General features: G+C 70.6%; 19 protein-coding genes. 11 read left to right on the top strand and 8 right to left on the bottom strand.

The window, feature by feature from the left end; all coding sequences use genetic code 11:
• Positions 1 to 138: 138 nt before the first annotated feature.
• Genes ACFWI9_RS23820 through ACFWI9_RS23800 form a run of 5 tightly spaced genes read right to left on the bottom strand, consistent with a single transcriptional unit; the run spans position 139 to position 5,820 of the window.
• On the bottom strand, positions 139 to 1,389 hold the full coding sequence (locus ACFWI9_RS23820) for a styrene monooxygenase/indole monooxygenase family protein (RefSeq protein ID WP_387164971.1): 1,251 nt from the start codon (positions 1,387 to 1,389) through the stop codon (positions 139 to 141).
• 25 nt (positions 1,390 to 1,414) lie between these two features.
• Complete coding sequence (locus tag ACFWI9_RS23815; RefSeq protein WP_387164969.1) at positions 1,415 to 2,038, bottom strand: ATP/GTP-binding protein; 624 nt, start codon at positions 2,036 to 2,038, stop codon at positions 1,415 to 1,417.
• Entirely contained in the window at positions 2,019 to 2,450 is a 432-nt protein-coding gene (locus ACFWI9_RS23810) for a DUF742 domain-containing protein (protein ID WP_387164967.1), read from the bottom strand. The genes ACFWI9_RS23815 and ACFWI9_RS23810 overlap by 20 nt, the downstream gene beginning before the upstream one ends.
• Positions 2,450 to 2,929 carry a roadblock/LC7 domain-containing protein gene (locus ACFWI9_RS23805; protein WP_387164965.1) on the bottom strand — a complete coding sequence of 160 codons (480 nt, stop codon included), beginning with the start codon at positions 2,927 to 2,929 and terminating at the stop codon, positions 2,450 to 2,452. Before ACFWI9_RS23805 ends, ACFWI9_RS23810 begins: the two co-directional genes overlap by 1 nt.
• Positions 2,926 to 5,820 carry a nitrate- and nitrite sensing domain-containing protein gene (locus ACFWI9_RS23800; RefSeq protein WP_387164979.1) on the bottom strand — a complete coding sequence of 965 codons (2,895 nt, stop codon included), beginning with the start codon at positions 5,818 to 5,820 and terminating at the stop codon, positions 2,926 to 2,928. Before ACFWI9_RS23800 ends, ACFWI9_RS23805 begins: the two co-directional genes overlap by 4 nt.
• A gap of 372 nt (positions 5,821 to 6,192) precedes the next feature.
• On the opposite strand from ACFWI9_RS23800, the gene ACFWI9_RS23795 reads away from it, so the two are divergent.
• On the top strand, positions 6,193 to 7,020 hold the full coding sequence (locus ACFWI9_RS23795) for a protein phosphatase 2C domain-containing protein (RefSeq protein ID WP_387164963.1): 828 nt from the start codon (positions 6,193 to 6,195) through the stop codon (positions 7,018 to 7,020).
• A gap of 59 nt (positions 7,021 to 7,079) precedes the next feature.
• Here the strand turns inward: ACFWI9_RS23795 and ACFWI9_RS23790 are convergent, their stop codons facing one another.
• Positions 7,080 to 7,520 carry a MarR family winged helix-turn-helix transcriptional regulator gene (locus tag ACFWI9_RS23790; protein ID WP_387164977.1) on the bottom strand — a complete coding sequence of 147 codons (441 nt, stop codon included), beginning with the start codon at positions 7,518 to 7,520 and terminating at the stop codon, positions 7,080 to 7,082.
• A 296-nt stretch (positions 7,521 to 7,816) separates the two neighbouring features.
• Positions 7,817 to 10,666, bottom strand: coding sequence for a M4 family metallopeptidase (locus ACFWI9_RS23785; protein WP_387164961.1), 2,850 nt, complete (start codon positions 10,664 to 10,666; stop codon positions 7,817 to 7,819).
• 152 nt (positions 10,667 to 10,818) lie between these two features.
• Here ACFWI9_RS23785 and ACFWI9_RS23780 point away from each other — a divergent pair, with 152 nt between their 5' ends.
• Together ACFWI9_RS23780 and ACFWI9_RS23775 are read left to right on the top strand one after the other, a co-directional pair.
• Complete coding sequence (locus tag ACFWI9_RS23780; protein WP_387164959.1) at positions 10,819 to 11,775, top strand: helix-turn-helix domain-containing protein; 957 nt, start codon at positions 10,819 to 10,821, stop codon at positions 11,773 to 11,775.
• Between the two features lie 200 nt (positions 11,776 to 11,975).
• Positions 11,976 to 12,419, top strand: coding sequence for a gamma-glutamylcyclotransferase family protein (locus tag ACFWI9_RS23775; protein ID WP_387164957.1), 444 nt, complete (start codon positions 11,976 to 11,978; stop codon positions 12,417 to 12,419).
• A 296-nt stretch (positions 12,420 to 12,715) separates the two neighbouring features.
• Here ACFWI9_RS23775 and lon read toward each other — a convergent pair whose 3' ends face one another.
• Positions 12,716 to 15,130 carry an endopeptidase La gene (gene lon, locus ACFWI9_RS23770; protein ID WP_387164955.1) on the bottom strand — a complete coding sequence of 805 codons (2,415 nt, stop codon included), beginning with the start codon at positions 15,128 to 15,130 and terminating at the stop codon, positions 12,716 to 12,718.
• A 311-nt stretch (positions 15,131 to 15,441) separates the two neighbouring features.
• Between lon and ACFWI9_RS23765 the strand changes: the two genes are divergently transcribed.
• The 8 genes from ACFWI9_RS23765 to ACFWI9_RS23730 all read left to right on the top strand — a co-directional run bounded on the left by ACFWI9_RS23765 (position 15,442) and on the right by ACFWI9_RS23730 (position 24,881).
• Positions 15,442 to 16,176, top strand: coding sequence for a spermidine synthase (locus ACFWI9_RS23765; RefSeq protein ID WP_387164953.1), 735 nt, complete (start codon positions 15,442 to 15,444; stop codon positions 16,174 to 16,176).
• A 123-nt stretch (positions 16,177 to 16,299) separates the two neighbouring features.
• The gene (locus ACFWI9_RS23760; RefSeq protein ID WP_387164975.1) at positions 16,300 to 17,043 is read left to right on the top strand and encodes a response regulator transcription factor; all 744 of its coding nucleotides are present in this window, start codon (positions 16,300 to 16,302) and stop codon (positions 17,041 to 17,043) included.
• 209 nt (positions 17,044 to 17,252) lie between these two features.
• Positions 17,253 to 18,335 carry an ATP-binding protein gene (locus ACFWI9_RS23755; RefSeq protein ID WP_387164973.1) on the top strand — a complete coding sequence of 361 codons (1,083 nt, stop codon included), beginning with the start codon at positions 17,253 to 17,255 and terminating at the stop codon, positions 18,333 to 18,335.
• A gap of 292 nt (positions 18,336 to 18,627) precedes the next feature.
• Positions 18,628 to 22,431 carry a multifunctional oxoglutarate decarboxylase/oxoglutarate dehydrogenase thiamine pyrophosphate-binding subunit/dihydrolipoyllysine-residue succinyltransferase subunit gene (locus tag ACFWI9_RS23750; protein ID WP_387164951.1) on the top strand — a complete coding sequence of 1,268 codons (3,804 nt, stop codon included), beginning with the start codon at positions 18,628 to 18,630 and terminating at the stop codon, positions 22,429 to 22,431.
• Positions 22,432 to 22,550: 119 nt separating this feature from the next.
• A complete protein-coding gene (locus ACFWI9_RS23745) occupies positions 22,551 to 22,688 on the top strand; it encodes an alpha/beta fold hydrolase (RefSeq protein ID WP_387164949.1) in 138 nt (45 codons plus the stop codon).
• 31 nt (positions 22,689 to 22,719) lie between these two features.
• Entirely contained in the window at positions 22,720 to 22,902 is a 183-nt protein-coding gene (locus tag ACFWI9_RS23740) for a DUF6104 family protein (RefSeq protein ID WP_003961784.1), read from the top strand.
• 184 nt (positions 22,903 to 23,086) lie between these two features.
• A complete protein-coding gene (locus ACFWI9_RS23735; RefSeq protein WP_387164947.1) occupies positions 23,087 to 23,938 on the top strand; it encodes a DUF4097 domain-containing protein in 852 nt (283 codons plus the stop codon).
• A gap of 1 nt (position 23,939) precedes the next feature.
• The gene (locus tag ACFWI9_RS23730) at positions 23,940 to 24,881 is read left to right on the top strand and encodes a helix-turn-helix transcriptional regulator (RefSeq protein WP_387164945.1); all 942 of its coding nucleotides are present in this window, start codon (positions 23,940 to 23,942) and stop codon (positions 24,879 to 24,881) included.
• Positions 24,882 to 24,933 lie beyond the last annotated feature (52 nt).

Here is a 24,933-nt window from a genome sequence, read left to right as displayed (position 1 = left end):
GGCTGGGCGGTCCGGGGTGCGCCGGGGCGGCCCCCCCGGGGTCCCGCCGGGGGTATCCGCCCGGTTACCTGTCCCGCAAACCCCCCCGCGGGCCCGCAAAACGAGACCGGGTACGGGAGTGAGGACTGGACGCTCGTGTCAGGCCTGCACCGCGCCGGCGCCCGTGACCTCGCCCAGGTAGGCCGCCGTCTTCTCCGGGTCGTAGAAGTAGTCCTCGAAGTCCGACGGGTCATTGAACCCGTTGGCGAACCGGGCGGCCACGGGCTGGAGTTCGCCTGCGGCGCCGAGGAGGTTGAGGACGTGCTCCGGGGGCGCGGCCAGCATCGCGTTGGTCCACTTGGTGGCGTGCCGGGCGGTGTCCCAGTAACGGTCGAAAGTGGACTGCATCCATGCCTCGCCGAAGGGGCGGTCACCGTGCTCGGTGATCGAGGCCAGGTAGGAGGCGGCGCACTTGGCGGCCGAGTTGGCGCCCTGGCCGGTGATCGGGTCGTTGGCGACGACGACATCCGCGACACCGAGGACGAGGCCGCCGCCGGGGAGACGGCCGACGGGATGGCGGACGGTGGGGGCGTAGCGGCCGGCCAGGGTGCCGCCCGCGTCGGTGAGTTCGACCTTCGTGGCGCGGGCGTACTCCCACGGGGTGAAGGTCTCCATCAGCTCCAGCGTGAGCGCCACGTGCTCCGCCGGGTCCTTCACACCCTGGAAGACGTCGAGCGGACCGCCGGGGATGCCTTCCCAGAAGAGGATGTCCGCGCGGCCGGAGGTGGTGAGGGTCGGGATCACGAAGAGCTCGCCGACGCCCGGCACGACATTGCAGCGGACCGCGTCGAAGTCCGGGTGTTCCGGGCGGGGGGCGAGGCCGTGGACGTAGGAGACGGCGAGGGCGCGCTGCGGCTCGGTGTACGGCGAACGGGCGGCGTCGCGGGCGAACATGGAGACCAGTTCGCCCTTGCCCGCCGCGACCAGCACCAGATCGTAGGTGCGCGAGAAGTAGTCCAGGTCCGAGACGGCCGCGCCGTGGATGACGAGCTGGCCGCCGCGCTGGGCGAAGGTCTCCATCCAGCCGGCCATTTTCACCCGCTGGTCCACCGACTGGGCGTAGCCGTCGAGCTTGCCCACCCAGTCGATGACTCTGGCGCCCTCGGGTCCGGCGACCGAGACGCCGATGCCGTCGATGTTCGGGGCCTGCGACTCCCAGAAGCCCAGCTGGAGGTCGCGCTCATGCTGAAGGGCCGTGTCGAACATGCATTGGGTGGACATGACCCGCCCGGACCGGATCTCGTCCGCCGTGCGGTTGGACATGAGTGTGACGTCGTAGTTCTGCGCCTGGAGACCGAGGGCGAGTTGGAGTCCGGACTGGCCGGCACCGACGATGAGGATCTTCCGCATGTCCGCTCTTTCGTAGACGGGAGAATCAATCGGGCGTGACATCGAGCGCGTGGCGCAGCAGGGCGAGCAGTGACTCGATCACTGTGATCCGCTGGCGCGCGTCCATGATGACCACCGGGATGTCCGGAGGGATGCTCAGGGCTTCCCTGACGTCCTCCGCCTCGTAGGCGGGACTTCCCTCGAAATGGTTGACGGCCACGGCATACGGCAGCCCACAGCTCTCAACGTAGTCGAGCGCGGGGAAGCAGTCCTTGAGTCGACGTGTGTCGGCCAGCACCACGGCTCCGATCGCGCCTCGCACCAGGTCGTCCCACATGAACCAGAAGCGCTGCTGGCCCGGGGTGCCGAAGAGGTACAGCACCAGGTCGTCTTCGAGCGTGATGCGGCCGTAGTCCATCGCGACGGTGGTGGTGCTCTTGTCCGGTGTCGCGCTGATGTCATCGGTCGCCTCGCCGGCCCGGGTCATCAGCGCCTCGGTCCGCAGCGGGGTGATCTCGGAGACCGAACCCACGAAGGTGGTCTTGCCGACGCCGAAGCCGCCCGCCACCACGATCTTGGTGGCGATCGGTGCGCGACTGCGGTCGTTCTGCCACGGCTGTACGTTCTCGTCCTCCACGGCCACGGGGAGTTCACAGACGGCGAAGTCCACCCAGCACCCTTTCGAGCAGTGCGCGGTCGGGGTGACCGGTGCCGTGTCCGGTCCCGTACACACGGATCCTTCCCTGGTCCGCGAGGTCGCTCAGCAGCACCCGGACCACGCCCAGCGGCATTCTCAGCATGGCCGCGATCTCGGCGACCGTACGCATCCGGCGGCACAGATCGACAATGGCACGCATCTCCGGCATCACCCGGGAGGCGAGGTTGCCGTTCGGCAGCTCCCTGCGGGTCTTCCCGGCCGGAAGGGCCCGTTCAGCGGGGTCGAGCGTGGCGACGAACGTCTCGACCAGCAGCACATGACCGAAGCGGGTACGCCCACCGGTGAGGGAGTAAGGGCGCACCCGTGCGGGTCGTTTACCCTCGCCGCGCACGGGAAGCCGGGGCGCCAGCCCGGTGGCGGGCATCACCGGGCGCTCTCCATCGACTTACGAAGCTCACCGCGGACTTCGGGCGTCAGGACGTGTCCGGCCCGGCCGACGAACAGCGCCATGTGGTACGCGACGACGCTCATGTCGCAGTCGGGGGCGGCGTGTACACCGAGCAGCGAACCGTCACTGACGGACATCACGAAGAGGCTGCCGTCCTCCATCGCGACCATGCTCTGCTTCACCGCACCGCCGTCCATCAGCCGGGACGCTCCGACGGTGAGGCTTCCGATGCCCGAGACGATGGTGGCGAGGTCCGCGCTGGAGCCGCGCGGGCTCTGGGGGCGGGGGGTGCCCGAGGGGGTGGCGTGCGCGGGGTCGGACGACAGCAGCAGGAGTCCGTCCGACGATACGACGGCGACGGATCGTACTCCCGGCACCTCCTCGACCAGATTGCCCAACAGCCATTGCAGGTTGCGGGCTTCGCTGCTGAGCCCGAATGTGCCGGTCGCGGTCAACGTCGTGCCTCCTCCTCTGTGGTCCCCCCTGGCTTGTGCTCTTCCTCGATCTGGTGCCGGTCGATCCGCCGGCTCTCGTACTCGTCTTCCGCTGCCGCCAGTTCCGCCTCGACATCGCGGCGGCCCTCCTTGGCGCCCTGGTGGAAACCGCCGAGGCGGCGGCGCAGCTCCTCCGCGTCCACGGAACCAGCGGGCCTGCGGGGCGGGGCGGGCTGGGCGACGACCTTGGGTGTGCGCTTGGGCAGTCCCTTGTCCGTGACCGGTTCGCGCGCGCCGTCCGCGCCGTGCACACCGTCCGCGCTGTCCGTGCCCGCGGCGTCGTCTGCCCGCTCATGGGTGTCCGGCTCGGGTTGCGGCTTGGGGAGGCGGAATCGGAGGGTGGTTTCGACGCTGTCCTCGACGGACTCCGTCTCAGGCTCCGGCTCCGGTCCCGTTTCAGGCTCCGGTCCCGCCTCGGGCTCCGGTCCAGACTCCGGCTCCGGTCCCGCCTCGGGCTCCGGTCCAGACTCCGGCTCCGTCTCGGGCCCCGATGCCGGCCGCGGCGCCTCCGCACGACGCCCCGGCAGGGCGTTCGAGTTGGCCTCGGCCACCGAACCCGGGAGGTTCAGCGCGGGCGCCGCCCCCGGTACGGGTGCCGGCTGCGGGGCCGCGGTGGGCGGTGCCGTCGGCAGTACGGCCTCGGGGAGAACGACCACCGCGGTGGTGCCGCCCTGCTTCTGCTCGCGCAACTCCACGCGAACACCGTGCCGACGGGCCAGCAGCGCCGCGACCCGCAGGCCGAGACCCTCCCCGTCCCCCGCGGCAGCGGCGCGCGGGTCGGGAGCGTCGAGCCGGGCGTTGAGCTCGGCGAGCCGCGCCGGGGTGATACCGATGCCCGCGTCCTGGATGGACAGCATCACCTCGCCGCTCTCCAGCAGCCAGCCGGACAGCTGGACCTGTGCGTCGGGCGGCGAGAAGGATGTGGCGTTCTCCAGAAGTTCGGCGACCAGGTGGCTGAGGTCGTCGGCGGCGAAGCCGGCCACCTGCGTGTGCGGTGGCAGGGACTGGATGGTGACGCGCTCGTAGCGTTCGATCTCGCTGACGGCCGCGCGCATGACATCGACCAGTGGCACTGGCCCCGGGTGGGTGTTGCCGTGTTCGGCGCCTGCCAGCACAAGGAGGTTCTCGCTGTGACGGCGCATGACGGTCGCCATGTGGTCCAGCTTGAACAGGGTGGCCAGCCGCTCGGTGTCCTGCTCGCGCTGCTCCAGCTTCTCGATCACACCGAGCTGCCGCTCGACAAGCCCGAGGGTGCGCAGCGAGAGGTTCACGAAGGTGTGGCTGACCAGCTCGCGCAGCCGCTCCAGCTCCGCGGTCAGCTCGGCCGTACGGGTCTGGAGTTCGGAGCGCTCGGCGGACAACTGCCCGCGGGCCGCCGTCAGGTCCTCCTGGGAGGAGTCGAGCCGCGCGGTCCGTGCAGCGAGGTCGGCGAGCTTGCCGTGGAGTGTGTTGAGGCTGCGTACCACCTGGGCGAACTCGTCGTTGCGACCGGTGAAGCGGACCGGATCCTCGGACTCGGGGGCGGGCGCCGCGGCGAGCCGGGCCGCGCCGATACGCAGCACCGCGAGCGGGCGGGTGAGCGTACGGGCCACCGCCGCGCTGATACCGACGGCGACCAGCAGACAGCCGCCCAGCAGGGCGATCCGCAGTTCCAGGGCGGTGACATCGTCGTCGCGGAGCTGCCCGATCCGCTCGACCTGGGCGGTGGCGAGCGCCGACTCGACTCCGCGCATCTGCTCGACACGCGCGGACAGCGCTGACTCGACCTTGTCACGGTCCGCCCCGTCGTCGTCATCCGCGAGTTCGAGGTCGCTTTCGGAGAGTTCGGGCCGGTCGGTGAGGCGGGCGAGGTAGGTCTCGGCGGCTTTGACCTCAGGTCCGCTGACGGTGGACGAGAACCGCTCCCTGGCCTCGGGCCTCGCGGCCTGGCCGAAGTCGGCGAGCGCGGCGAGCTCCCTGATCCGGGCCTGCTGGGCGGCGGCGCTGAGGGCGTTGCGGGCGGCTTCCTCCGCTCGGGCGGCCTTGTCGCTCTGGTCGTCCTCCGTGTCCTCGAGCGGTAGCCCGGTGACGGGGTCGAAGGCCGGATCCGCGTCCTCAGGCACCGGCAGGGACAGTGCGGCGGTCAGCAAGCCGCGGCTCGCCGCCGCCTGCTCCACTGCGAGACCGAGGGCGGCGGGCGCGCGCACCGCGTCGGCGGCGCGCGGCGGGGTCTGCTCGGCGAGCTCGTCCGCGAGGGCGTGCAGGGCTTCGATGATGCCGGTGTACGCCCTGTGCGCCTCCAGGGCGCTGCCCTTGCCGCTCAGGGCGGTGCGCCGGATGGACGGAACAGTGCCCAGGTCGCGGCCCAGCTCTGTGTGGTCGGCGGCCACACCGGCGCGGATCTCGTCGATCTGGCGCTCGACTCGGGCGCTGCGGCTCTGGGAGAGCTGCCGGTGCCGCTGCTTGTCGCCCTTCTGCTTGTCCCGGCCCGCGGCGATGTACGCGGTGACGTCGTCGCGCTCGTCAGCCAGGGAGTGGGCGAGCGTGACCGCCTGCCGGTTCAGCTCGGCGAGGGTGACCAGCCGTTGGGAATCGGTCAGATCGGCGGAGGCGGTGAGCACGGCAGGCGTACCGGCGGCGACCACGGTGAGGGAGACGGCGGCGACACCTGCGACGAGCCTGCGGCGTACCCGTACGGGACGGCCGCCGGGGAGGGTCCCGGGGGCCGCGCCCTCGGTCCGGACCTGAGAGGTCTCGGGCGTGGCGGGAGTCCCGGGGGCCGCTTCCTGACCAGGCTGCCCCGGATGACCCAGCTCACCCGGCGACGCCGTGCCGGGCATACCGCTTGTGCCCCGAGGCCGTTTCTCCTGCACCGGTGCTCGCAATCTCGACTCGTCCACCCATGAAGCAGAGGTGACAGCCGGTCATCTCGCGACAGCCCCCACCCTGGTACGGCTTACGACCATTCCAGTGCTTTTGGGAGCGGGGCGCTGATCACCCGGTCCGCCACCCGAACGAGTGAACATCACTCCGGAGTTGGTCAACAACTTGTCAGCAGTCCCGCGCGACGGGCCCGCGGAGCTCCGGGTGGACCTTCGGCGCAGGCTTTGACAGGATGCGCGCCCGCATCTGGGACGAGGTGATCATCTCGGCCAAAACCGCTGGTCGCAGTGGGTGGTGCGGTCGACTGCGACTTCTGGCGGACTTCGTGAAGGTGTGGTGCCCGCTGGGGCAGACTGCGGTTCATGCACTGCACGCTCGCCGCACTCGCCTCCGAGTCAGGCCACCCCGGGCGCCCCAACGAGGACTGGGCTTCCGTCGCCGTCCCGGCCTCGGGCCTGGGAGGTTGCCTGGTCGTCCTGGACGGGGTGACACCGCCACCGGGCGATGACGGCTGTGCCCACGGCGTGCCGTGGTTCACCGCGCGACTCGGCGGCACGCTGATCGAACTGTCCGGTTCACGGCGGGATATCCGGTTGTCCGAGATCCTCGCGCTGTCCATCCGGCGCACCGCGGACGCCCACCGAAACGGCTGTGACCTTTCTCACGTACGCACGCCGCAGGCCACCGTGGTCGTCGCGCGCTGGGACGAGCGGTGGGTGGAGCACCTCGTGCTGTCCGACTCGACCCTGCTGCTGGAGTCGCCGGACGGTGCGGTGTCGGCGGTACGGGATGACCGTCTGGACCGGATTCCGCGCGAGACGCTGCGCTCGCCGAGCGCGACGGACGCCCTGCGCAACCAGGAGGACGGCTTCTTCACGGCGGCGGCCGATCCCGCCGTGGCGGACCGCGCGGTGACGGGCCGCACGCCGCGCTCCCGGGTGAAGGCGCTCGCGGCGCTCACCGACGGGGCGTCGAGGTGGACAGACCTGTTCGAGGCGGGCGGCTGGCCGGAGCTGATGGGACTGCTCCGTGCGGAGGGCCCGCAGGGGTTGATCGGGCGGGTACGGGCCCTGGAGCGGGCGGACGCGGACCGGGACCCGGGCGCGAACGCGGTACGCGGGGGAACACGTGTCGGGGCGAGGCGATCGAAGGTCCACGACGACGCGACCGCCGGGTACGTACTGCTGTGAGCACACGGGCCTGCGGCCCGCGGGCGCGTACGACGGGGTCAGCGGCCGGCTTCCGGCACTCAGCCCTCGGCGCGCGCGTTGAGCTGGTGCAGCAGCCGAGCCAGTTCGGCGACTTCGCCGCGGTCCCAGTCGGCCAGCTTGCGTACGTAGGTCTGGCGCCGCGCGTTGCGCACGTCGCGGAACCGCGCGAGGCCCTCGTCGGTGAGCCGCACCAGCGAGGCGCGGCCGTCGGCCGGGTCGGGCTCGCGGGCGACGATGCCGAGCTGCTCCAGCGCGCGGAGCTGACGGCTCATGGTCGCCTTCCCGACCCCGAAGTACACGGCGAGATCGGTGGCCCGCTGACGGCCGCACTCCTCCAGCCGCACCAGCAGACCGTAGGCCGCGGGCTCCAGCTCCGGGTGCACCTGGCGGGCCATCTCACCGGAGTTCGCCCGCGCCCGGCGCAGGAAGACCGCCAGCTCGCGTTCCAGGGCGAGGAACTCCTCGAAGTCGCGGTCCACGTCACCGCTTCCCGTGGACTCCGCTTCACTCCCGGCACCGCTTCCGTGCACGCCGGCACTCCTCGCACGCTCGACTGACGACGATGGTCTCTACAGCATTCTCCTCGCGGCGGTCGTCGCCGCAGCTCGCCCAGTATTTCGCAGCCCAGGGGCAGCGGAAGCCCCCGGCACCTCCCGGGGCGTTCCCGGGACGGTTCCGGCACATGCCACGGTCAGTACCGGTGCATGGGCGGAGCCCCCGGCGGCGGCGAGACCGCGCCGGGGGCTCCGGGCACTGCGGGAGACCGGAGGTCGGGTCAGCCGCAGAGTCCTGCCGGACGGTTCCGGGTGACCAGGTCGGTCCAGCCGGTGGACCCGTCGAGCCAGACCACCTGCTTACCGGTGAGGGCCGCCGGGGAGAGCTGCTCGCCCCGGTTGCAGGAGACCCGCTCCAGACGGCTGCCGTCCGTGGTGAGCTGCCACAGCTTGGGCAGGGACTCGTTGCGGAACTGCGTGTCGGGGAGCTGGCTGTTGACGGTGACGGCCTCGTCGGACGCCGTCAGGTCGAAGGCGATCAGTGCCTTGGGCTTGGCCTCGGGGTTGATGTCCACGACATTCCCGCCGTCGAGGTCCGCGCGGCGCACGCCCATCTGGCCCTGGTCTTCCATGATCTCGTCGGTCAGCCAGAAGACATGGCTGCCGTTGATACCGGTCTGGCCGATGCCCTGCGGCTCGCCGAGCTGCCCGGTCATCTTCTTGTCACCGGTCTTCAGGTCCAGGACCTCGACGCCGAGCTTGAACTCGAAGCCGTCCAGGTACAGCTTGGCGTACGCCAGCCTGCCCTTGGCGATGGACGGAAGCGCGGTGCCGTCGAACCAGCCGCCGCCGTCCACGAAGGTCGGCCGGGTGTCGCCGGAGCGCAGGTAGGCCACATGCCGGTCACCGAAGAAGCCGTACGACTCGAAGACCACCACGCCGTTCTCCACGCGCAGCCCGGAGACGTCGTTGTACGAGGTGTACAGCTTCTTGATCGGGCCGCCCGCGACGGGCCGGGACAGGATGTCCAGGCTGGTGGTGCCGTACGCGACCCAGACGACGGTCTTGCCGTCGGTGGCCGGGTACACGTGATAGCGCCCGTCGTTGGGGCTGATCAGCTTGGGTGAGCCCTTGCCGTCGGCGCGCCCCGCCCAGACCGAGTACGGCTCGGAGCCGTCGTCGTTGGACTGGGAGACGGCGTACCAGCCGCCGCCCGCCTGGACCCCGGTGCCGCTGATGTTGAGCTTGCCGAGCAGCCGGTCGGAGTCGACACCGATGGCGTCCTCCCAGCCGGGCACGATGCCGTGGGCGCTGAACGACTTCTTGACGACGTTCAGCTGCTTCGCCGTGACCTTGAGGTCCTTGGCCGCGGCGAGCACCGCGTTGCGGCCCTCGGTGAAGCCGTCGAGCGGGGTCATGTACTCGGACAGCGCCTTGTAGGCGATCCTGTCGGCAAGTTCACCGCCGAGGTCCTGCCGGATGTCCCACAGCGCACCGGAGAAGATGGTGGAGTTGAGGTGGACACCGCCGTTGTCGGTGCCGAAGGTCACGCCGAGGAAGTTCTTGGACGTGGTGGCGCCGTCGTTGAGGTCACGGAAGGCGCAGTCGCCGGCCGCCTTCGTACGGCACAGGTCCTCGCCGATCAGTCCGGCGGCGGGGTCGTCCATCGACTGTCCGGAGGCGGTGACGTCGATGGCGTTGCCGAAGTAGTCGGCGATGGCCTCGTTGAGGGCGCCGGACTGGCCCGCGTAGACGAGGTTGGCGGTGTTCTCGACGACGCCGTGGGTCATCTCGTGGCCGACCACGTCGAGATCGGCCGACAACGGCCGGAACTCCTCGTCGCCTGAGCCGTACACCATCTTCTGGCCGTCCCAGAAGGCGTTGACGTACGAGCCGCCGAACAGGGTCACTCCGACGAGGGAGTTGACGGTGGAGCCGCGTCCGTCCAGGCCGTTGCGGCCGTGGTTCTTCTTGTAGTAGTCGTACACCTGGCCCGCGGCCCAGTGCGCGTCGACCGCGCCGGCGTCCGTCGCCGCAGTGCCGAACTCGGCGGCCGGGGAGCCGAACACCTTGATTCCGGCCGGCCAGGTCCCGGCGACATCGTTGACGTCGCGGTCGGACGCGTCCCAGGTGCTGAGGGTGTTCTTGGTGCTGTCGGCCATCCGGGCGTAGTCGGTCATGACGTACTCGCCGCGGGCAGTGTCCTGGTAGAGCTCCAGGGGCACCTTGGCGCCGTTCAGCCGGACACCGCTGCCGGTGGTCCCGGGGTGGGCTGCGGGCTCGTCCGCCATCGCGCCCGCCTTGCCGGCAGTACGCGCGGGGGCCTCGGCCGTCGCCTTGGCGGGGGCGGTCAGGGTCCTGATCCCGCTGAACTGGAGCACCGGATAGCCGGACCCGGCGTCCACGTACACCTGCTGGAGCACCGGCTCACCAGTCGACGGGTTCGTACCGCGCACCGTCACGTGGTAGGCGAGCACACCCTCCCCGCGGGGGATGACGACGAGTCCGCCGACGGAGCCGCTGAGCGCCTGCGCCTTCTCGGACTTCTCGCCTTCCTTGCGGATCGCGTCGGCCTTGGTCAGCTTTCCGCCGAGCTGCCGCGCGGTGGCGCCGATGGCGCGCTTCAGGGCCACGTCCTTGGCGACAGTGGGCTCGGTTTCGGCCTTCAGCCCGGTGAAGTACTTGCCGGAGGTGCCGGTGACGACCCGCTTGCCGTCCGCGCGCTCCATCCGTACGACGTACTGACCGCCGAGCACCGGCACGCCGTGGTGCTTCTGCTGGAGCCGTACGATCTCGTCGGCGCCGCGTCGGACCGTCGCCAGCGGGGCGAGGTCGCGCTGAGGCTCGGCGATGCGGTAGCGGCTCTCCTTGGCGGCGAGGTGGCCGATGGCCGCGGCGGCTGGTGTCGCCTTGGCGTCCACGGCCTCCCGCAGCCCGTCGACGAGGGCGGGGGTCGCCGTGTCCTCGCCCGGAATGACATCGGCGTGCGGCGCCTGGGGTGCCGCTGCGGTCACTGCCTGGGCCGGCACCGCGGTGACGAGGAGCCCCGCGGCGGCCAGGAGGGCGGCGATACCCGCGCCCCTCGGTATCCCGGTTCCGGGTCTCCCATGGTTGCTGCTGAACGTGCGCACAGTACGTACCCCTCCAGTGGCTTGGTCAGAGCCGGTTCAGGTGGTCATGGCCATGCAACAGCTGGGACGCCGACGCGACAATGAGCCAAGTGCGTTCACAAGTGGGCATGCACACTTGTGTGTCCTGTGAATTCGCTGTGAGAATCCGGCGCATGATCGAGGCGGAATGGCGCACCCTCGGCCTGGAAGCGGCCGAGGAACGCGCATACGAGGCCCTGCTCACCGAACGCACCACGGAGACGGAGGAGTTGGCTCAGCGGCTGGAACTGCCACAGGACCAACTGCAATCGGCACTCGACCGGCTTGTGGAGCACGGTCTCGCCCTGCCGCCACCCTCCTGCGGGGCGCTGCCACGCCCGGCGGCCCCGGCCTCCGCGATCCGCACCCTCATCCACCGGCGGCAGGCCGAACTCCACCTGAAGTCAGCCGAACTGGAACGGCTGAGGATGGCCGCCGACCAGCTGGCGGAAGCCCTTGTGCCGGGCAGCGGAATCGAAGTGGTCACCGGGCGGCGGGAGATCACGGAGCGGGCCCGTGTGCTGCTCGCCTCGGCGGAGCACGAAGTGGTCATCCTGGACCGCCCGCTGTCCGGTCTGGACATCGAGGGACTACTGGAGCGGGGGGTTACGGTGCGGGCGGTGCTCGACCGGGAGCGGCTCTCGGCACCTGAACGGACGCGGGCGCTGACGGCGCTGGTGGATCGGGGCCTCAAGGCCCGGGTGGCACCAGGCGTACCCACCGGGCTCATCGCCGTCGACCGGCGCACCACCCTCCTGCCGCCGAAGGAGTCGGCGGGGCCGGCCGCATCGGCACTGGTGATCGATGACGCCCTGCTGCGCAGCGCGCTGGTGCCGCTGTTCGAGACCGTTTGGGAACGCGCTACTCCACTCGGCGGTGGCACCTGTGACGGTCCGCTTCCCGCACCGCAGCGGGAACTGCTGTCGCTGCTCGCCGCAGGCCTCAAGGACGAGGCGATCGCCCGCAGGCTGGGGGTCCATGTGCACACGGCGCGGCGGCGGATCAGCCGGCTGCTGGAGTCACTGGGCGCGGAGACCCGCTTCCAGGCGGGGGCGCAGGCGACGTTACGGGGCTGGCTCGCCGCCGAGTGAGCGGGTGGGCGAGGACGGGTTCCGGTGCGCCGGGCTCGTGGCGCCGAGCCGGTCCCGGCAGAGGTGCCCCCGGCCGGCGGCCCGGGGCGGGGGACTCCCACCGTTCCGGAATAACCCCTGGCGCAGGTACGGGTTCAGCGGCGGAGAATGACCGCTTGCGGCTGACACCGAGATTCAGACACGTACGGGAGCGCTGGACCATGCACACCGAGCCTGACAATTCACCGGACAGAACGATCAGCGTCTTCTTCTACGGCCTCTATATGGACCCTGATGTGCTCAAGGGGAGGGACGTCGAACCGCGAGCCGGACAGCCGGCCACGGCAGAGGGTTACGCGCTCCGAATCGGGCACAAGGCGACGCTGCTCCGCTCACCCGGAGCGGTGGCCTGCGGCATGGTCTACTCGCTGACCCACGCCGAGCTCGACCGGCTCTACTGGGGTGCGGGGCTGTCCGAGTACCGGGCGGAGCCCATGACGGTGCGGACATCGGATGGTGAGGTCGTTTCCGCGCTCTGCTGCAACCTTCTGCAGCCGCCGGCGGAGCACGAGGAGAACCCTGACTACGCCCGGTCCCTGCGCGAGGCGATGCTGCGCGCCGGGCTCCCGGGGCCGTTCCCGGAGACTTCGAAGCCGGACGACTGACAGCGCTGTTCCCCCCGGGCCGCCGCGGCCCCCGGGGGGGGGGGGGCGCGTCTGGACCTCAAACGGGTGCCCGACACACCGAACTCTGGCGCTCGGGGGCGCGCGCGCGCGGCGGGGCGCGCGAGTGCCACACCGAGTCAGACCGCGCGCGCGAGACCGCGGCGGCGCCCGCCGCCGCCGCCGCCCCCCCCCGGGGAGGGGGTGCGCTCTTCTCGTACTCAGCGGGGACCGGAAAGCCCTTGCCGTGTCCGGTGCTGGTCGCCGTGCTCCCGCCGCCGGAGATTCGGACGCCCCGCCTACGCCGCCGTGGTCACCGGAACCACCGCCGGAGCGAGAGCCAGCTCCAGAACCTGGCGGACATCCGTCACCGGGTGGACCTCCAGCTTCTCCAGGACCTCGGTCGGGACATCGTCCAGATCGGCCTCGTTCCGCTTCGGGATCACCACCGTCGTGATGCCCGCCCGGTGAGCGGCCAGCAGCTTCTGCTTCACACCGCCGATCGGCAGCACCCGCCCGGTCAGCGACACCTCACCCGTCATCGCCACATCGGTACGGACCAGCCGCCCGGACAGCAGGGACGCCAGCGCCGTGGTCATCGTGATGCCCGCGCTCGGCCCGTCCTTCGGGACCGCGCCCGCCGGGAAGTGGATATGCGCACCCCGGTCCTTGAGGTCGGCCACCGGCAGCTCCAGCTCCGCGCCGTGCGAGCGCAGGAAGCTCAGCGCGATCTGCGCCGACTCCTTCATCACATCACCGAGCTGACCGGTCAGGGTCAGACCGGCCGCCCCGGTCTCCGGGTCCGCCAGCGACGCCTCCACATAGAGGACATCGCCGCCCGCGCCGGTGACGGCCAGGCCGGTGGCCACGCCGGGCACCGCCGTGCGGCGCTCAGCCGGGTCCTGGGCGGACTCGGGGACATGGTGCGGACGGCCGATCAGCCCGCGCAGGTCCTCGTCAGTGACGGTGAACGGCAGCTTCCGGCCGCCCAGTTCGTGCTGGGCGGCGATCTTGCGCAGCAGCCGTGCGATCGAGCGCTCCATGTTCCGTACGCCGGCCTCACGGGTGTACTCCCCCGCGAGCCTGCGCAGCGCGGACTCGTCCATGCCGACCTCGCCGTCGGCCAGTCCTGCCCGCTCCAGTTGGCGCGGGAGCAGATGGTCCCGGGCGATGACGACCTTCTCGTCCTCGGTGTAGCCGTCGAGCCTGACCAGCTCCATCCGGTCGAGCAGGGCCTCCGGGATGGCCTCCAGTACGTTCGCGGTGGCCAGGAAGACCACATCGCTCAGATCGAGCTCGACCTCCAGATAGTGGTCGCGGAAGGTGTGGTTCTGCGCCGGATCGAGCACTTCGAGCAGCGCGGCGGCCGGGTCGCCCCGGAAGTCGGAGCCGACCTTGTCGATCTCGTCCAGCAGCACCACCGGGTTCATGGACCCGGCCTCCTTGATGGCGCGGACGATACGACCGGGCAGCGCGCCGACGTACGTACGCCGGTGACCGCGGATCTCGGCCTCGTCCCGTACGCCGCCGAGGGCGACCCGGACGAACTTGCGGCCCATCGCGTGTGCCACCGACTCACCGAGCGAGGTCTTTCCGACGCCGGGCGGCCCGACCAGTGCGAGCACCGCGCCGCCGCGCCGCCCGCCGACCACACCGAGTCCGCGATCGGAACGCCGCTTGCGGACGGCCAGGTACTCGGTGATCCGCTCCTTCACGTCGTCCAGGCCGGCGTGCTCGGCGTCGAGCACCGCCCTGGCGCCCTGGATGTCGTAGGCGTCCTCGGTGTGCTCGTGCCACGGCAGTTCGAGCACAGTGTCGAGCCAGGTCCGGATCCAGGAGCCCTCGGGGCTCTGGTCGCTGGCCCGTTCCAGCTTCTCGACCTCCTTGAGCGCGGCCTCGCGCACCTTCTCCGGGAGGTCGGCGGCCTCGACCCGGGCGCGGTAGTCCTCGGACTCGTCCCCTTCGGACTCGCCGTTCAGCTCGCGTAGTTCCTTGCGGACCGCTTCGAGCTGACGCCGGAGCAGGAACTCGCGCTGCTGCCTGTCCACGCCTTCCTGGACGTCCTTGGCGATGGACTCGGCGACATCCTGCTCGGCGAGGTGCTCGCGGAGCTGCTCGGTGGCCAGCCTGAGCCGGGCGACCGGGTCGCTGGTCTCCAGCAGCTCCACCTTCTGGGCGGTGCTGAGGAACGGCGAGTATCCGGCGTTGTCGGCGAGCGCGGACACACCGTCGATCTGCTGGACGCGGTCCACGACCTGCCAGGCGCCGCGCTTCTTCAGCCAGCTGGTGGCGAGCGCCTTGTACTCCTTGACCAGGTCGGCCACGGAGCCGGGGACCGGGTCGGGGACGTTCTCCTCTATGACGGTGCCCTCGATCCAGAGGGCGGCGCCGGGACCCGTGGTCCCCGCGCCGATACGCACCCGGGCGCGCCCGCGGATCAGGGCGCCCGGGTCGCCGTCGGAAAGCCGTCCGACCTGCTCGACGGTGCCGAGTACGCCGGTGGCGGCGTAGGCACCGTCGATGCGTGGCACGAGCAGCACCCGGGGCTTGCCGGGTTCGGTGCGGGCCGCTGCCTGGGCGGCTTCCACCGCGGCCCGTACGTCGGCGTCGGACAGGTCGAGCGGCACCACCATCCCGGGCAGCACGACCTCGTCGTCGAGCGCAAGCACAGGCAGAGTAAGAGCGGTGTTGTACGCCGAGGACTCAGCAGCCATGATCTCCCCTTCCGCATTCAAGTTGAGCTGTACCGACTCAATGCAGAGGGCGGCCCGGATGTTCCCGCGCCGGTGTTCGCCATGAGCGATCAGGCAGTGCGGACCGGCCGGACGAGAGCTGACGCACCACGCGGGGGTGCGGGGGTGCGGGGGACGGAAGGTGCGGAGGCAGGGGTCTGGACGCGCGCCGATGGGGCACATGCAAGTTGCGGACGCCGCCGGTGCCCGCGAAACGGTTTGTCCTGCCGGGTCCGCCGCGGACAGGATGTTCATGATCCGTGCCGTCCCGCCAGCCGCCGGAGGTTCCCGACGTGCCGTTCATCACGCAGCACCCGCCCACCGACCCCGACCAGCCCGTCACGCTCGACCGGCGCGACGGACCCTACGGGGAGGTGGCCCTGCGACAGCGGCGGGCGGCGTACGAGAACCGCACGGTCTACGAGATCATCGCCAACGGCTGCTTCCTGATGGACAGCTCCGACGGCCGCTCCGAGCGACTGCTGATCGACGCCGCGCGCGACACTCTGGCCGCGAGCGAGGCACGGAAGGGCCGCACGGCCCCCCGGGTGCTCATCGGCGGTCTCGGAGTCGGCTTCTCCCTCGCCCATGCCGCCGCCGACCCGTTCTGGTCGCGGGTCGCCGTGGTGGAGCGGGAGCAGGCGATCATCGACTGGCACCGTACCGGACCACTGTCCGCGATCTCCGCCGAGGCGCTGGCCGATCCGCGCACCGAGATCATCACGGGGGACCTCGTCGCCTACATCCATAACGCTTCGGACACGTACGACGCGCTTTGCCTGGACATCGACAACGGCCCCGACTGGACCGTCACCGAGGACAACGCGAGCCTCTACTCACCGGCCGGGCTGGCCGCCTGCGCAAGGAGGTTGACGCCGGGCGGAGTGCTCGCCGTATGGTCTGCGAGGCCGTCCGCCGACTTCGAGGAGTCGCTGCGGAATGCCGGTTTCACCAGGGTAAGGACCGAAGAGATCCGGGTTGCCCGAGGCGTACCTGACGTGGTCTATCTCGCCGTTCGCCCTGCGTAGCCGCGAGTCGATCGATGCCTTTACGCTGCTGACCTACCTGACACACCGATGTACACGATCCACACACAGATCTACACGCAGACCGATCAACACCAGCTCGCGGTGCGCGACAAGGGCGGGGCGATGGAGCAGACACACACCAGCAACAACGGCGCGGCGGCGCACTCGACGGCCAGTGCCCAGCGCCGGGTGCTGGTGGTCGAGGACGACACCACCATCGTCGAGGCAATCGGGGCGCGGCTGCGCGCCGAGGGCTTCCTGGTGCAGACGGCGTCGGACGGGCCCGCCGCCGTGGAGGCGGCCGAGGCCTGGCAGCCGGATCTGATGATCCTCGACGTGATGCTGCCCGGCTTCGACGGTCTCGAGGTGTGCCGCCGGGTGCAGGCGCAGCGGCCGGTGCCGGTGCTGATGCTCACGGCGCGGGACGACGAGACCGACATGCTGGTCGGTCTGGGCGTCGGCGCCGATGACTACATGACCAAGCCGTTCTCGATGCGCGAGCTGGCCGCCCGGGTGCATGTGCTGCTGCGCCGGGTGGAGCGTGCCGCGCTCGCCGCGGTGACGCCCCGCAGCGGGATACTGCGCCTCGGCGAGCTTGAGGTCGACCACGCGCAGCGCCGGGTGCGGGTCAAGGGCGAGGACGTCCATCTCACGCCGACCGAGTTCGATCTGCTGGTCTGCCTGGCGAACACCCCTCGCGCGGTGCTCTCGCGGGAGCAGCTGCTCGCCGAGGTGTGGGACTGGGCGGACGCCTCCGGGACGCGCACGGTCGACAGCCACATCAAGGCGCTGCGCCGCAAGATCGGTGCCGAGCGCATCCGCACCGTGCACGGCGTCGGCTACGCACTGGAGACCCCGGTCCCGTGAGGCCCGTGACCGGGCCGCGCGGACCGATCCGACCGGACTCGGCGAGCCCACCGGATGCGGCGAGCCACCCGGCCCCAGCGAGCCGGCAGCGGTCCGGAGCGGGCCGGCGGCGGTCCCGGTCCGCCCGGTCGCAGTCGGGGTCCGGCCGATCCCCGTCCACGTCCGACCGGGCACCGCACCCGTCCCGGTCGGGCCGGCTGCGTTCGGCGCTGGGGCGGCTGCGGTCCGAGCTGGGCGCGGTTGCGATCTCGATCAAGACCAAGCTCATCGCCCTGGTGGTGACCTCGGTGCTGATCACCTGCGGGCTCGCGCTGGTGACCATCAGGACCGGGGCCGAGCTGCGGTACATCACCGTCTTCGCGATGATCACCACCTTGCTGATCACCCAGTTCGTGGCGCACGGGCTGACCGCCCCGCTGGACGAGATGAACACCGTCGCCAAGGCGATATCCCATGGTGACTACACCCGCAGGGTGAGCGGCGCGGACCGGCGTGACGAGCTGGGCGACCTGGCGACCACGATCAATCTGATGGCGGACGACCTGGAGGACGTGGACCGCAACCGCAAGGAACTGGTCGCGAACGTCTCCCATGAGCTGCGCACCCCCATCGCGGCGCTACGCGCGGTGCTGGAGAACGTGGTGGACGGCGTCAGCGCCGCCGACCCCGAGACGATGCGTACGGCGCTGAAGCAGACCGAGCGCCTCAGCCGGCTTGTGGAGACCCTGCTGGACCTGTCCCGGCTGGACAACGGGGTGGTCACGCTCAAGGCGCGGCGCTTCGAGGTCTGGCCGTATCTGTCGGGTGTGCTGAAGGAGGCCAATCTGGCCGCCGGGCAGCGCAAGCTGCCGTCCGGCTCCGGGAGCCACACCCGCAAGGACGTCCATCTGCACCTGGAGGTGTCGCCACCCGAGCTGACCGCGCACGCGGACGCCGAGCGGCTGCACCAGGTAGTGGCGAATCTCATCGACAACGCGGTGAAGCACTCGCCGCCGCACGGCCGGGTCACCGTACGGGCCCGCCGCGGGCCGGGGGCGGAGTCGCTGGTGCTGGAAGTGCAGGACGAGGGCCCGGGTATCCCGCGGTCGGAGTGGCACAAGGTCTTCGAGCGGTTCAACCGCGGCAGCGTCCCGTCGCCGCACGGGCCGGGCAGCGACGGCGGTACGGGTCTGGGGCTCGCTATCGCCCGCTGGGCGGTGGATCTGCACGGCGGGCGGATCGGGGTGGCCGAATCGGCACGTGGCTGCCGGATCCTCGTCACCCTTCCGGGAATCCCGCAGCGCCGAGGTTGACGTAGGGTTCGAACCGGAAGATCGCGTTCGATACCTGGGCGGGGCGCGTTCGGTACCTGTTCGCCCGGTACGCGGCCAGGGGCTACGCGCCAGGGGGCCGTAGCCGCGCTGCCGCACACCCGTTTCACAGCGGAACCTGGCTTGTTTCCCGCCATTTCTCGCCCCGAAACCGAGCGTCCAGTGTGACTTAGGCGACGAAGGACGTGCCCGGCCTGCACCTCCCGCCCAGGGAGGCGTAGCCTTTATTTCCGCTGTCCATCACCTTGTGAAGCGGAAGAGGGCGGTTACCGCCGTGTCGTCTCAGTCCCCCAGTAACACGAGTTCTTCGACCGACCCGGACGGGCAGGGGAAGCACCCCACTGCCGCGTTCGGTGCCAACGAGTGGCTCGTCGACGAGATCTACCAGCAGTACCTCCAGGACCCGAATTCGGTCGACCGAGCCTGGTGGGACTTCTTCGCCGACTACAAGCCGGGTGGTTCCGCCGCCGCTGAGCAGACGCCGGGCACCGCACATGCCCCGGCGCCCGCGGCACCGGCAGAGCCCGCGGCCCCGGCCGCGCCGGCGAAGCCCGCCGCCGTACCGGCACCCGCGGCCCCGGCATCCGCCACTCCCGCGAAGCCCGCCGCAGCCCCGGCCGCGGCGCCCCCCAAGCCGGCCACTCCGGCCGCCGCCCCGGCGGCGCCCGCGAAGCCCGCCGCCGCCGCGAAGCCGGCCGCCGAGGCTCCCGACGGCCCTGAGCTGCTCCCGCTGCGCGGCCCCGCCGCCGCCGTCGCGAAGAACATGAACGCCTCGCTGGAGCTGCCGACGGCCACGTCCGTCCGCGCGGTCCCGGTGAAGCTGCTCTTCGACAACCGGATCGTCATCAACAACCACCTCAAGCGCGCCCGGGGCGGGAAGATCTCCTTCACCCACCTCATCGGCTACGCGATGGTGCAGGCGATCAAGGCCATGCCGTCGATGAACTGGTCGTACGGGGAGAAGGACGGCAAGCCCGTCCTGGTGAAGCCGCCGCACGTCAACTTCGGCCTCGCCATCGACCTGGTCAAGCCGAACGGCGACCGCCAGCTGGTCGTCGCGGGCATCAAGAAGGCCGAGACGCTGAACTTCTTCGAGTTCTGGCAGGCCTACGAGGACATCGTCCGCCGCGCCCGCAGCAACAAGCTGACGATGGACGACTTCACGGGCGTCACCGTCTCGCTGACCAACCCCGGCGGCCTCGGCACCGTCCACTCCGTGCCGCGTCTGATGCCCGGCCAGTCGGTGATCATGGGCGTCGGTTCGATGGACTACCCGGCCGAGTTCCAGGGCACCTCCCAGGACACCCTGAACAAGCTGGGCATCTCCAAGGTCATGACCCTGACCTCGACCTACGACCACCGGGTCATCCAGGGCGCCGCCTCCGGCGAGTTCCTGCGGATCGTCTCGAACTTCCTCCTCGGCGAGGACGGCTTCTACGACGGCATCTTCGAGTCCCTGCGGATCCCCTACGAGCCGGTCCGCTGGTTCAAGGACATCGACGCCTCGCACGACGACGACGTCACCAAGGCCGCCCGGGTCTTCGAGCTGATCCACTCCTACCGGGTGCGCGGCCATGTCATGGCCGACACCGACCCACTGGAGTACCGCCAGCGCAAGCACCCCGACCTGGACATCACCGAGCACGGGCTCACCCTGTGGGACCTGGAGCGCGAGTTCGCGGTCGGCGGCTTCGGCGGCAAGTCGATGATGAAGCTCCGCGACATCCTCGGCGTGCTCCGCGACTCGTACTGCCGCACCACCGGCATCGAGTTCATGCACATCCAGGACCCGAAGCAGCGCAAGTGGATCCAGGACCGCGTGGAGCGCGGCCACTCCAAGCCGGAGCGCGAGGAGCAGCTGCGCATCCTGCGCAGGCTGAACGCCGCCGAGGCGTTCGAGACCTTCCTCCAGACCAAGTACGTGGGCCAGAAGCGGTTCTCGCTGGAGGGCGGCGAGTCCGTCATCCCGCTGCTCGACGCGGTCATCGACTCCGCGGCCGAGTCGCGTCTCGACGAGGTCGTCATCGGCATGGCGCACCGCGGCCGGCTCAACGTGCTGGCGAACATCGTCGGCAAGTCGTACGCGCAGATCTTCCGCGAGTTCGAGGGCAACCTCGACCCGAAGTCGATGCACGGCTCCGGCGACGTGAAGTACCACCTCGGCGCCGAGGGCACCTTCACCGGTCTGGACGGCGAGCAGATCAAGGTCTCGCTGGCCGCCAACCCCTCGCACCTCGAGGCCGTCGACCCGGTCCTCGAGGGCATCGCACGCGCCAAGCAGGACATCATCAACAAGGGCGGCACGGACTTCACCGTCCTGCCGATCGCCCTGCACGGTGACGCGGCCTTCGCCGGCCAGGGGGTCGTGGCCGAGACCCTCAACATGTCGCAGCTGCGCGGCTACCGCACCGGCGGCACGGTCCACGTCGTCATCAACAACCAGGTCGGCTTCACCGCCGCCCCGGAGTCGTCGCGTTCCTCGATGTACGCGACCGACGTGGCCCGCATGATCGAGGCCCCGATCTTCCATGTGAACGGCGACGACCCGGAGGCGTGCGTCCGCGTGGCGCGGCTCGCCTTCGAGTTCCGCCAGACGTTCAACAAGGACGTCGTGATCGACCTCATCTGCTACCGCCGCCGCGGTCACAACGAGGGCGACAACCCGCAGTTCACCAACCCGCAGATGTACAGCCTGATCGACAAGAAGCGCTCGGTGCGCAAGCTCTACACCGAGTCGCTCATCGGTCGCGGCGACATCACGCTGGAAGAGGCCGAGCAGGCGCTCCAGGACTTCCAGGGCCAGCTGGAGAAGGTCTTCGCCGAGGTCCGCGAGGCCACCAGCCACCCGGCCCCGGCCCATGTCCCGGACGCCCAGGCCGAGTTCCCGGTGGCCGTGACCACCGCGGTCTCCCAGGAGGTCGTCAAGCGGATCGCCGAGTCCCAGGTCAACATCCCGGACCATGTCACGGTCCACCCGCGTCTGATGCCGCAGCTCCAGCGCCGCGCCGCGTCGGTCGAGGACGGCACGATCGACTGGGGCATGGGCGAGACCCTGGCCATTGGTTCGCTGCTGATGGAGGGCACCCCGGTCCGACTGGCCGGGCAGGACTCCCGTCGCGGCACCTTCGGCCAGCGCCACGCGGTGCTGGTGGACCAGGAGACGGACGAGGACTACACCCCGCTGCTCTACCTGTCCGACGACCAGGCCCGCTACAACGTCTACGACTCGCTGCTCAGCGAGTACGCGGCGATGGGCTTCGAGTACGGCTACTCGCTGGCCCGCCCGGACGCTCTGGTCATGTGGGAGGCCCAGTTCGGTGACTTCGTCAACGGCGCGCAGACCGTCGTCGACGAGTTCATCTCCTCCGCCGAGCAGAAGTGGGGCCAGACCTCCGGCGTCACCCTGCTGCTGCCGCACGGTTACGAGGGCCAGGGCCCGGACCACTCGTCCGCCCGTCCGGAGCGCTTCCTCCAGATCTGCGCGCAGAACAACATGACGGTCGCCATGCCGACGCTGCCGTCGAACTACTTCCACCTGCTGCGCTGGCAGGTCCACAACCCGCACCACAAGCCGCTGATCGTCTTCACCCCGAAGTCGATGCTGCGTCTGAAGGCCGCGGCGTCCAAGGTGGAGGAATTCACCACCGGCGGTTTCCGCCCGGTCATCGGCGACGCGTCGGTGAACCCGGCCGACGTCCGCAAGGTCGTCTTCTGCGCCGGCAAGGTCTACTACGACCTGGAGGCCGAGCGCCAGAAGCGCGGGGTCACGGACACCGCGATCATCCGCCTCGAGCGCCTGTACCCGCTGCCGGGTGCGGAGCTCCAGGCCGAGATCGCCAAGTTCCCGAACGCCGAGAAGTACCTGTGGGCGCAGGAGGAGCCGGCGAACCAGGGTGCCTGGCCGTTTATCGCGCTCAACCTGATCGACCACCTGGACCTGGCCGTCGGCGCGGACGTCCCGCACGGCGAGCGGCTGCGCCGGATCTCCCGGCCGCACTCGTCGTCGCCTGCGGTGGGCTCCGCGAAGCGGCACCAGGCGGAGCAGCAGCAGTTGGTGAACGAGGTCTTCGAGGCCTGACGGGCCCCGATCACCTTCCGATCCGGTTCGGCCCCCTTCCGCGGCGACGCGGCGGGGGGCCGTTCCGTTCGAGCGCATATCCTCCAACCCTGGTCCTGGCGGGCGGCCCCGACAGCCATGTGCCGCAGGACGGCCTCGCCGACCTCGCCAGTCGGATACCCGGCGGGCGGCTCGTCAGCATCCCGGTCGGGCACCTGATCCACAGGGCCGCTCCGCGCGCGTTCGCGGAGGCGGTCTCCGCGTTCCTGCGGCGCTGACCCTGCCGCTCGGGTCGCTAGGCTGTCTCCCATGTACTTCACCGACCGTGGCATCGAGGAGCTGGAGAAACGGCGCGGCGAGGAGGAAGTCACCTTCGAGTGGCTCGCCGAGCAGCTGCGTACGTTCGTGGATCTCAATCCGGACTTCGAGGTGCCCGTCGAGCGGCTGGCCACGTGGCTGGCGCGGCTCGACGACGAAGACGAGGACGAGTAGGTCTTCTGCTGAGACCTGCCCTACGCGGGCCCCTGTGCGCTTCCACGCACAGGGGCCCGTTGTCATGCCGCTTGGACGCCTACCTGTCGCGATAGCTCTTGACTTCCCAGCATCACGATATATCGTATCTACATCAGCAGACGCGATATATTGCGTCGCGTCAGGCCGCCGGGAGGTCAGCACCATGCCAGAGTCGACGTGGACCGTTGCCGAGCCCCAGAAGCTCGTCTTCGACGAACCCGTGACAGCCCTCAGGGTGCGCATCGTCAACGGGGCGGTGAACGTGGTCGGCACCGACGAGGCCACCGCACGGCTGGAGGTCTCCGAGCTCGACGGCCCACCGCTGATCGTGACCCGCGAGGGATCCACGCTCACCGTGGCTTACGAGGACGTGCCCTGGAACGACTTCCTCAAGGTGTTCGGCCGCAAGCGCTGGCAGCGCCACGCCGTGGTGTCCCTCGCGGTGCCGGCGAGCGCCTCCGTCGAGGTAGGTGTCGTCGGAGCCGGGGCGGTCATCTCCGGAGTCCACGGCCGTACTGACGTACGAGGCGTCACCGGGGACACCACACTGGTGCGGCTGTCCGGGAAGATACACGCCGAAACGGTCTCAGGCGCCCTCGAAGCCCAGGCCGTGACCGGCGAGCTGCGCTTCAACTCCGTGTCCGGGGATCTGACCGTGATCGACGGCGCCGGTCCATCGGTGCGTGCGGAGACCGTCAGCGGTGACATGGTGATCGACCTCGACGGCGCCCCGACGGACGTCAGGGTCGCCAGCATCTCCGGTGAGGTCGCGATCCGGCTTCCGCATCCGACGGACGCCCGGGTCGAGGCCAACACCACCAGCGGGGCGGTGTCCAGCGCCTTCGACGACCTGCGGGTCACCGGTATGTGGGGCCCGAAGAAGCTCACCGGCACGCTGGGCTCGGGCGATGGCTCGCTCAAAGCCACCACGCTCTCCGGCTCCATCGCCCTGCTGCGCCGCCCGCCCGCCGAGGACGAGACCGGCGAGCCCGCCGCCCCCGGAAAGGTGCTCTGACATGCCACCCGTCTTCGCCCACGGCCGGCTCCGCCTCTATCTGCTGAAGTTGCTGGACGAGGCACCCCGCCACGGCTACGAGATCATCCGCCTGCTGGAGGAGCGCTTCCAGGGGCTGTACGCACCATCGGCCGGGACGGTGTACCCGAGGCTGGCCAAGCTGGAGGCCGAAGGGCTCGTCACCCATGCCACCGAGGGCGGCCGGAAGGTGTACTCGATCACCGACGCCGGCCGAACGGAGCTCGCGGGACGCGGCGGGGAACTCGCCGATCTGGAGCTGGAGATCCGCGAGTCCGTCTCGGAACTGGCCGCGGAGATCCGCGACGACGTACGCGGCGCCGCGGGCAAACTCCGCAGCGAGATGCGGGCCGCGGCCTCGGAGAATCGGCGTGCGGACGCGGGCATCGGCGACAGTGACGCGTGGCGCACGGCCAAGGAGGAGATGCGCCGGGCCAAGGAGGAGTGGAAGGAACAGGCCCGTCGGGCGAAGGACGAGTCCCGCCGCGCCCGCGAGGACGCGCAGAACGCGCGCCGCCAGGCCAAGGAGGCCCATGAGCGGGCCCGCGAGGAGGTCCAGCGCATCGCCCGGCAGGTCCAGGAGCAGGTCCAGGGCCACTTCACCCGGGGCGACTGGCCGGCCGGTGTCCGGGACGGCATGTCCGAACTCACCAGCCAGCTGGGGAACCTGGCCCGGGGCACGACGGCATGGCCCCCCTTCGTCAAGCCGGACCCGGCATCCGCCGACGCTGACCCCGACTGGGCGAAGGACACGGCGGACTCGGGCGACCCGGCCCGCGATCTGGAGCGCCTCCTGGACCGCCTGCGCGACGACGTACGCGACGCGGCCCGCGACCACGGCGTGACGGCCGCTCAGCTCGCGGAGGCCCGCCGCCACCTGTCATCGGCGGCCGCGCACATCCTCGCGCTGCTACGCGGCGCGTAAGCGGCCTCGCGGTATGGACGCTCCGGTGTGCCGCACCCCAGTGCGGTACACC

Source organism: Streptomyces sp. NPDC127084 (assembly GCF_042724175.1).
In the GTDB taxonomy this organism is placed as follows: Bacteria; Actinomycetota; Actinomycetes; order Streptomycetales; family Streptomycetaceae; genus Streptomyces.
Note: the sequence above shows the minus strand (reverse complement) of the source record. Positions and strands in the feature narration are given on the sequence as shown.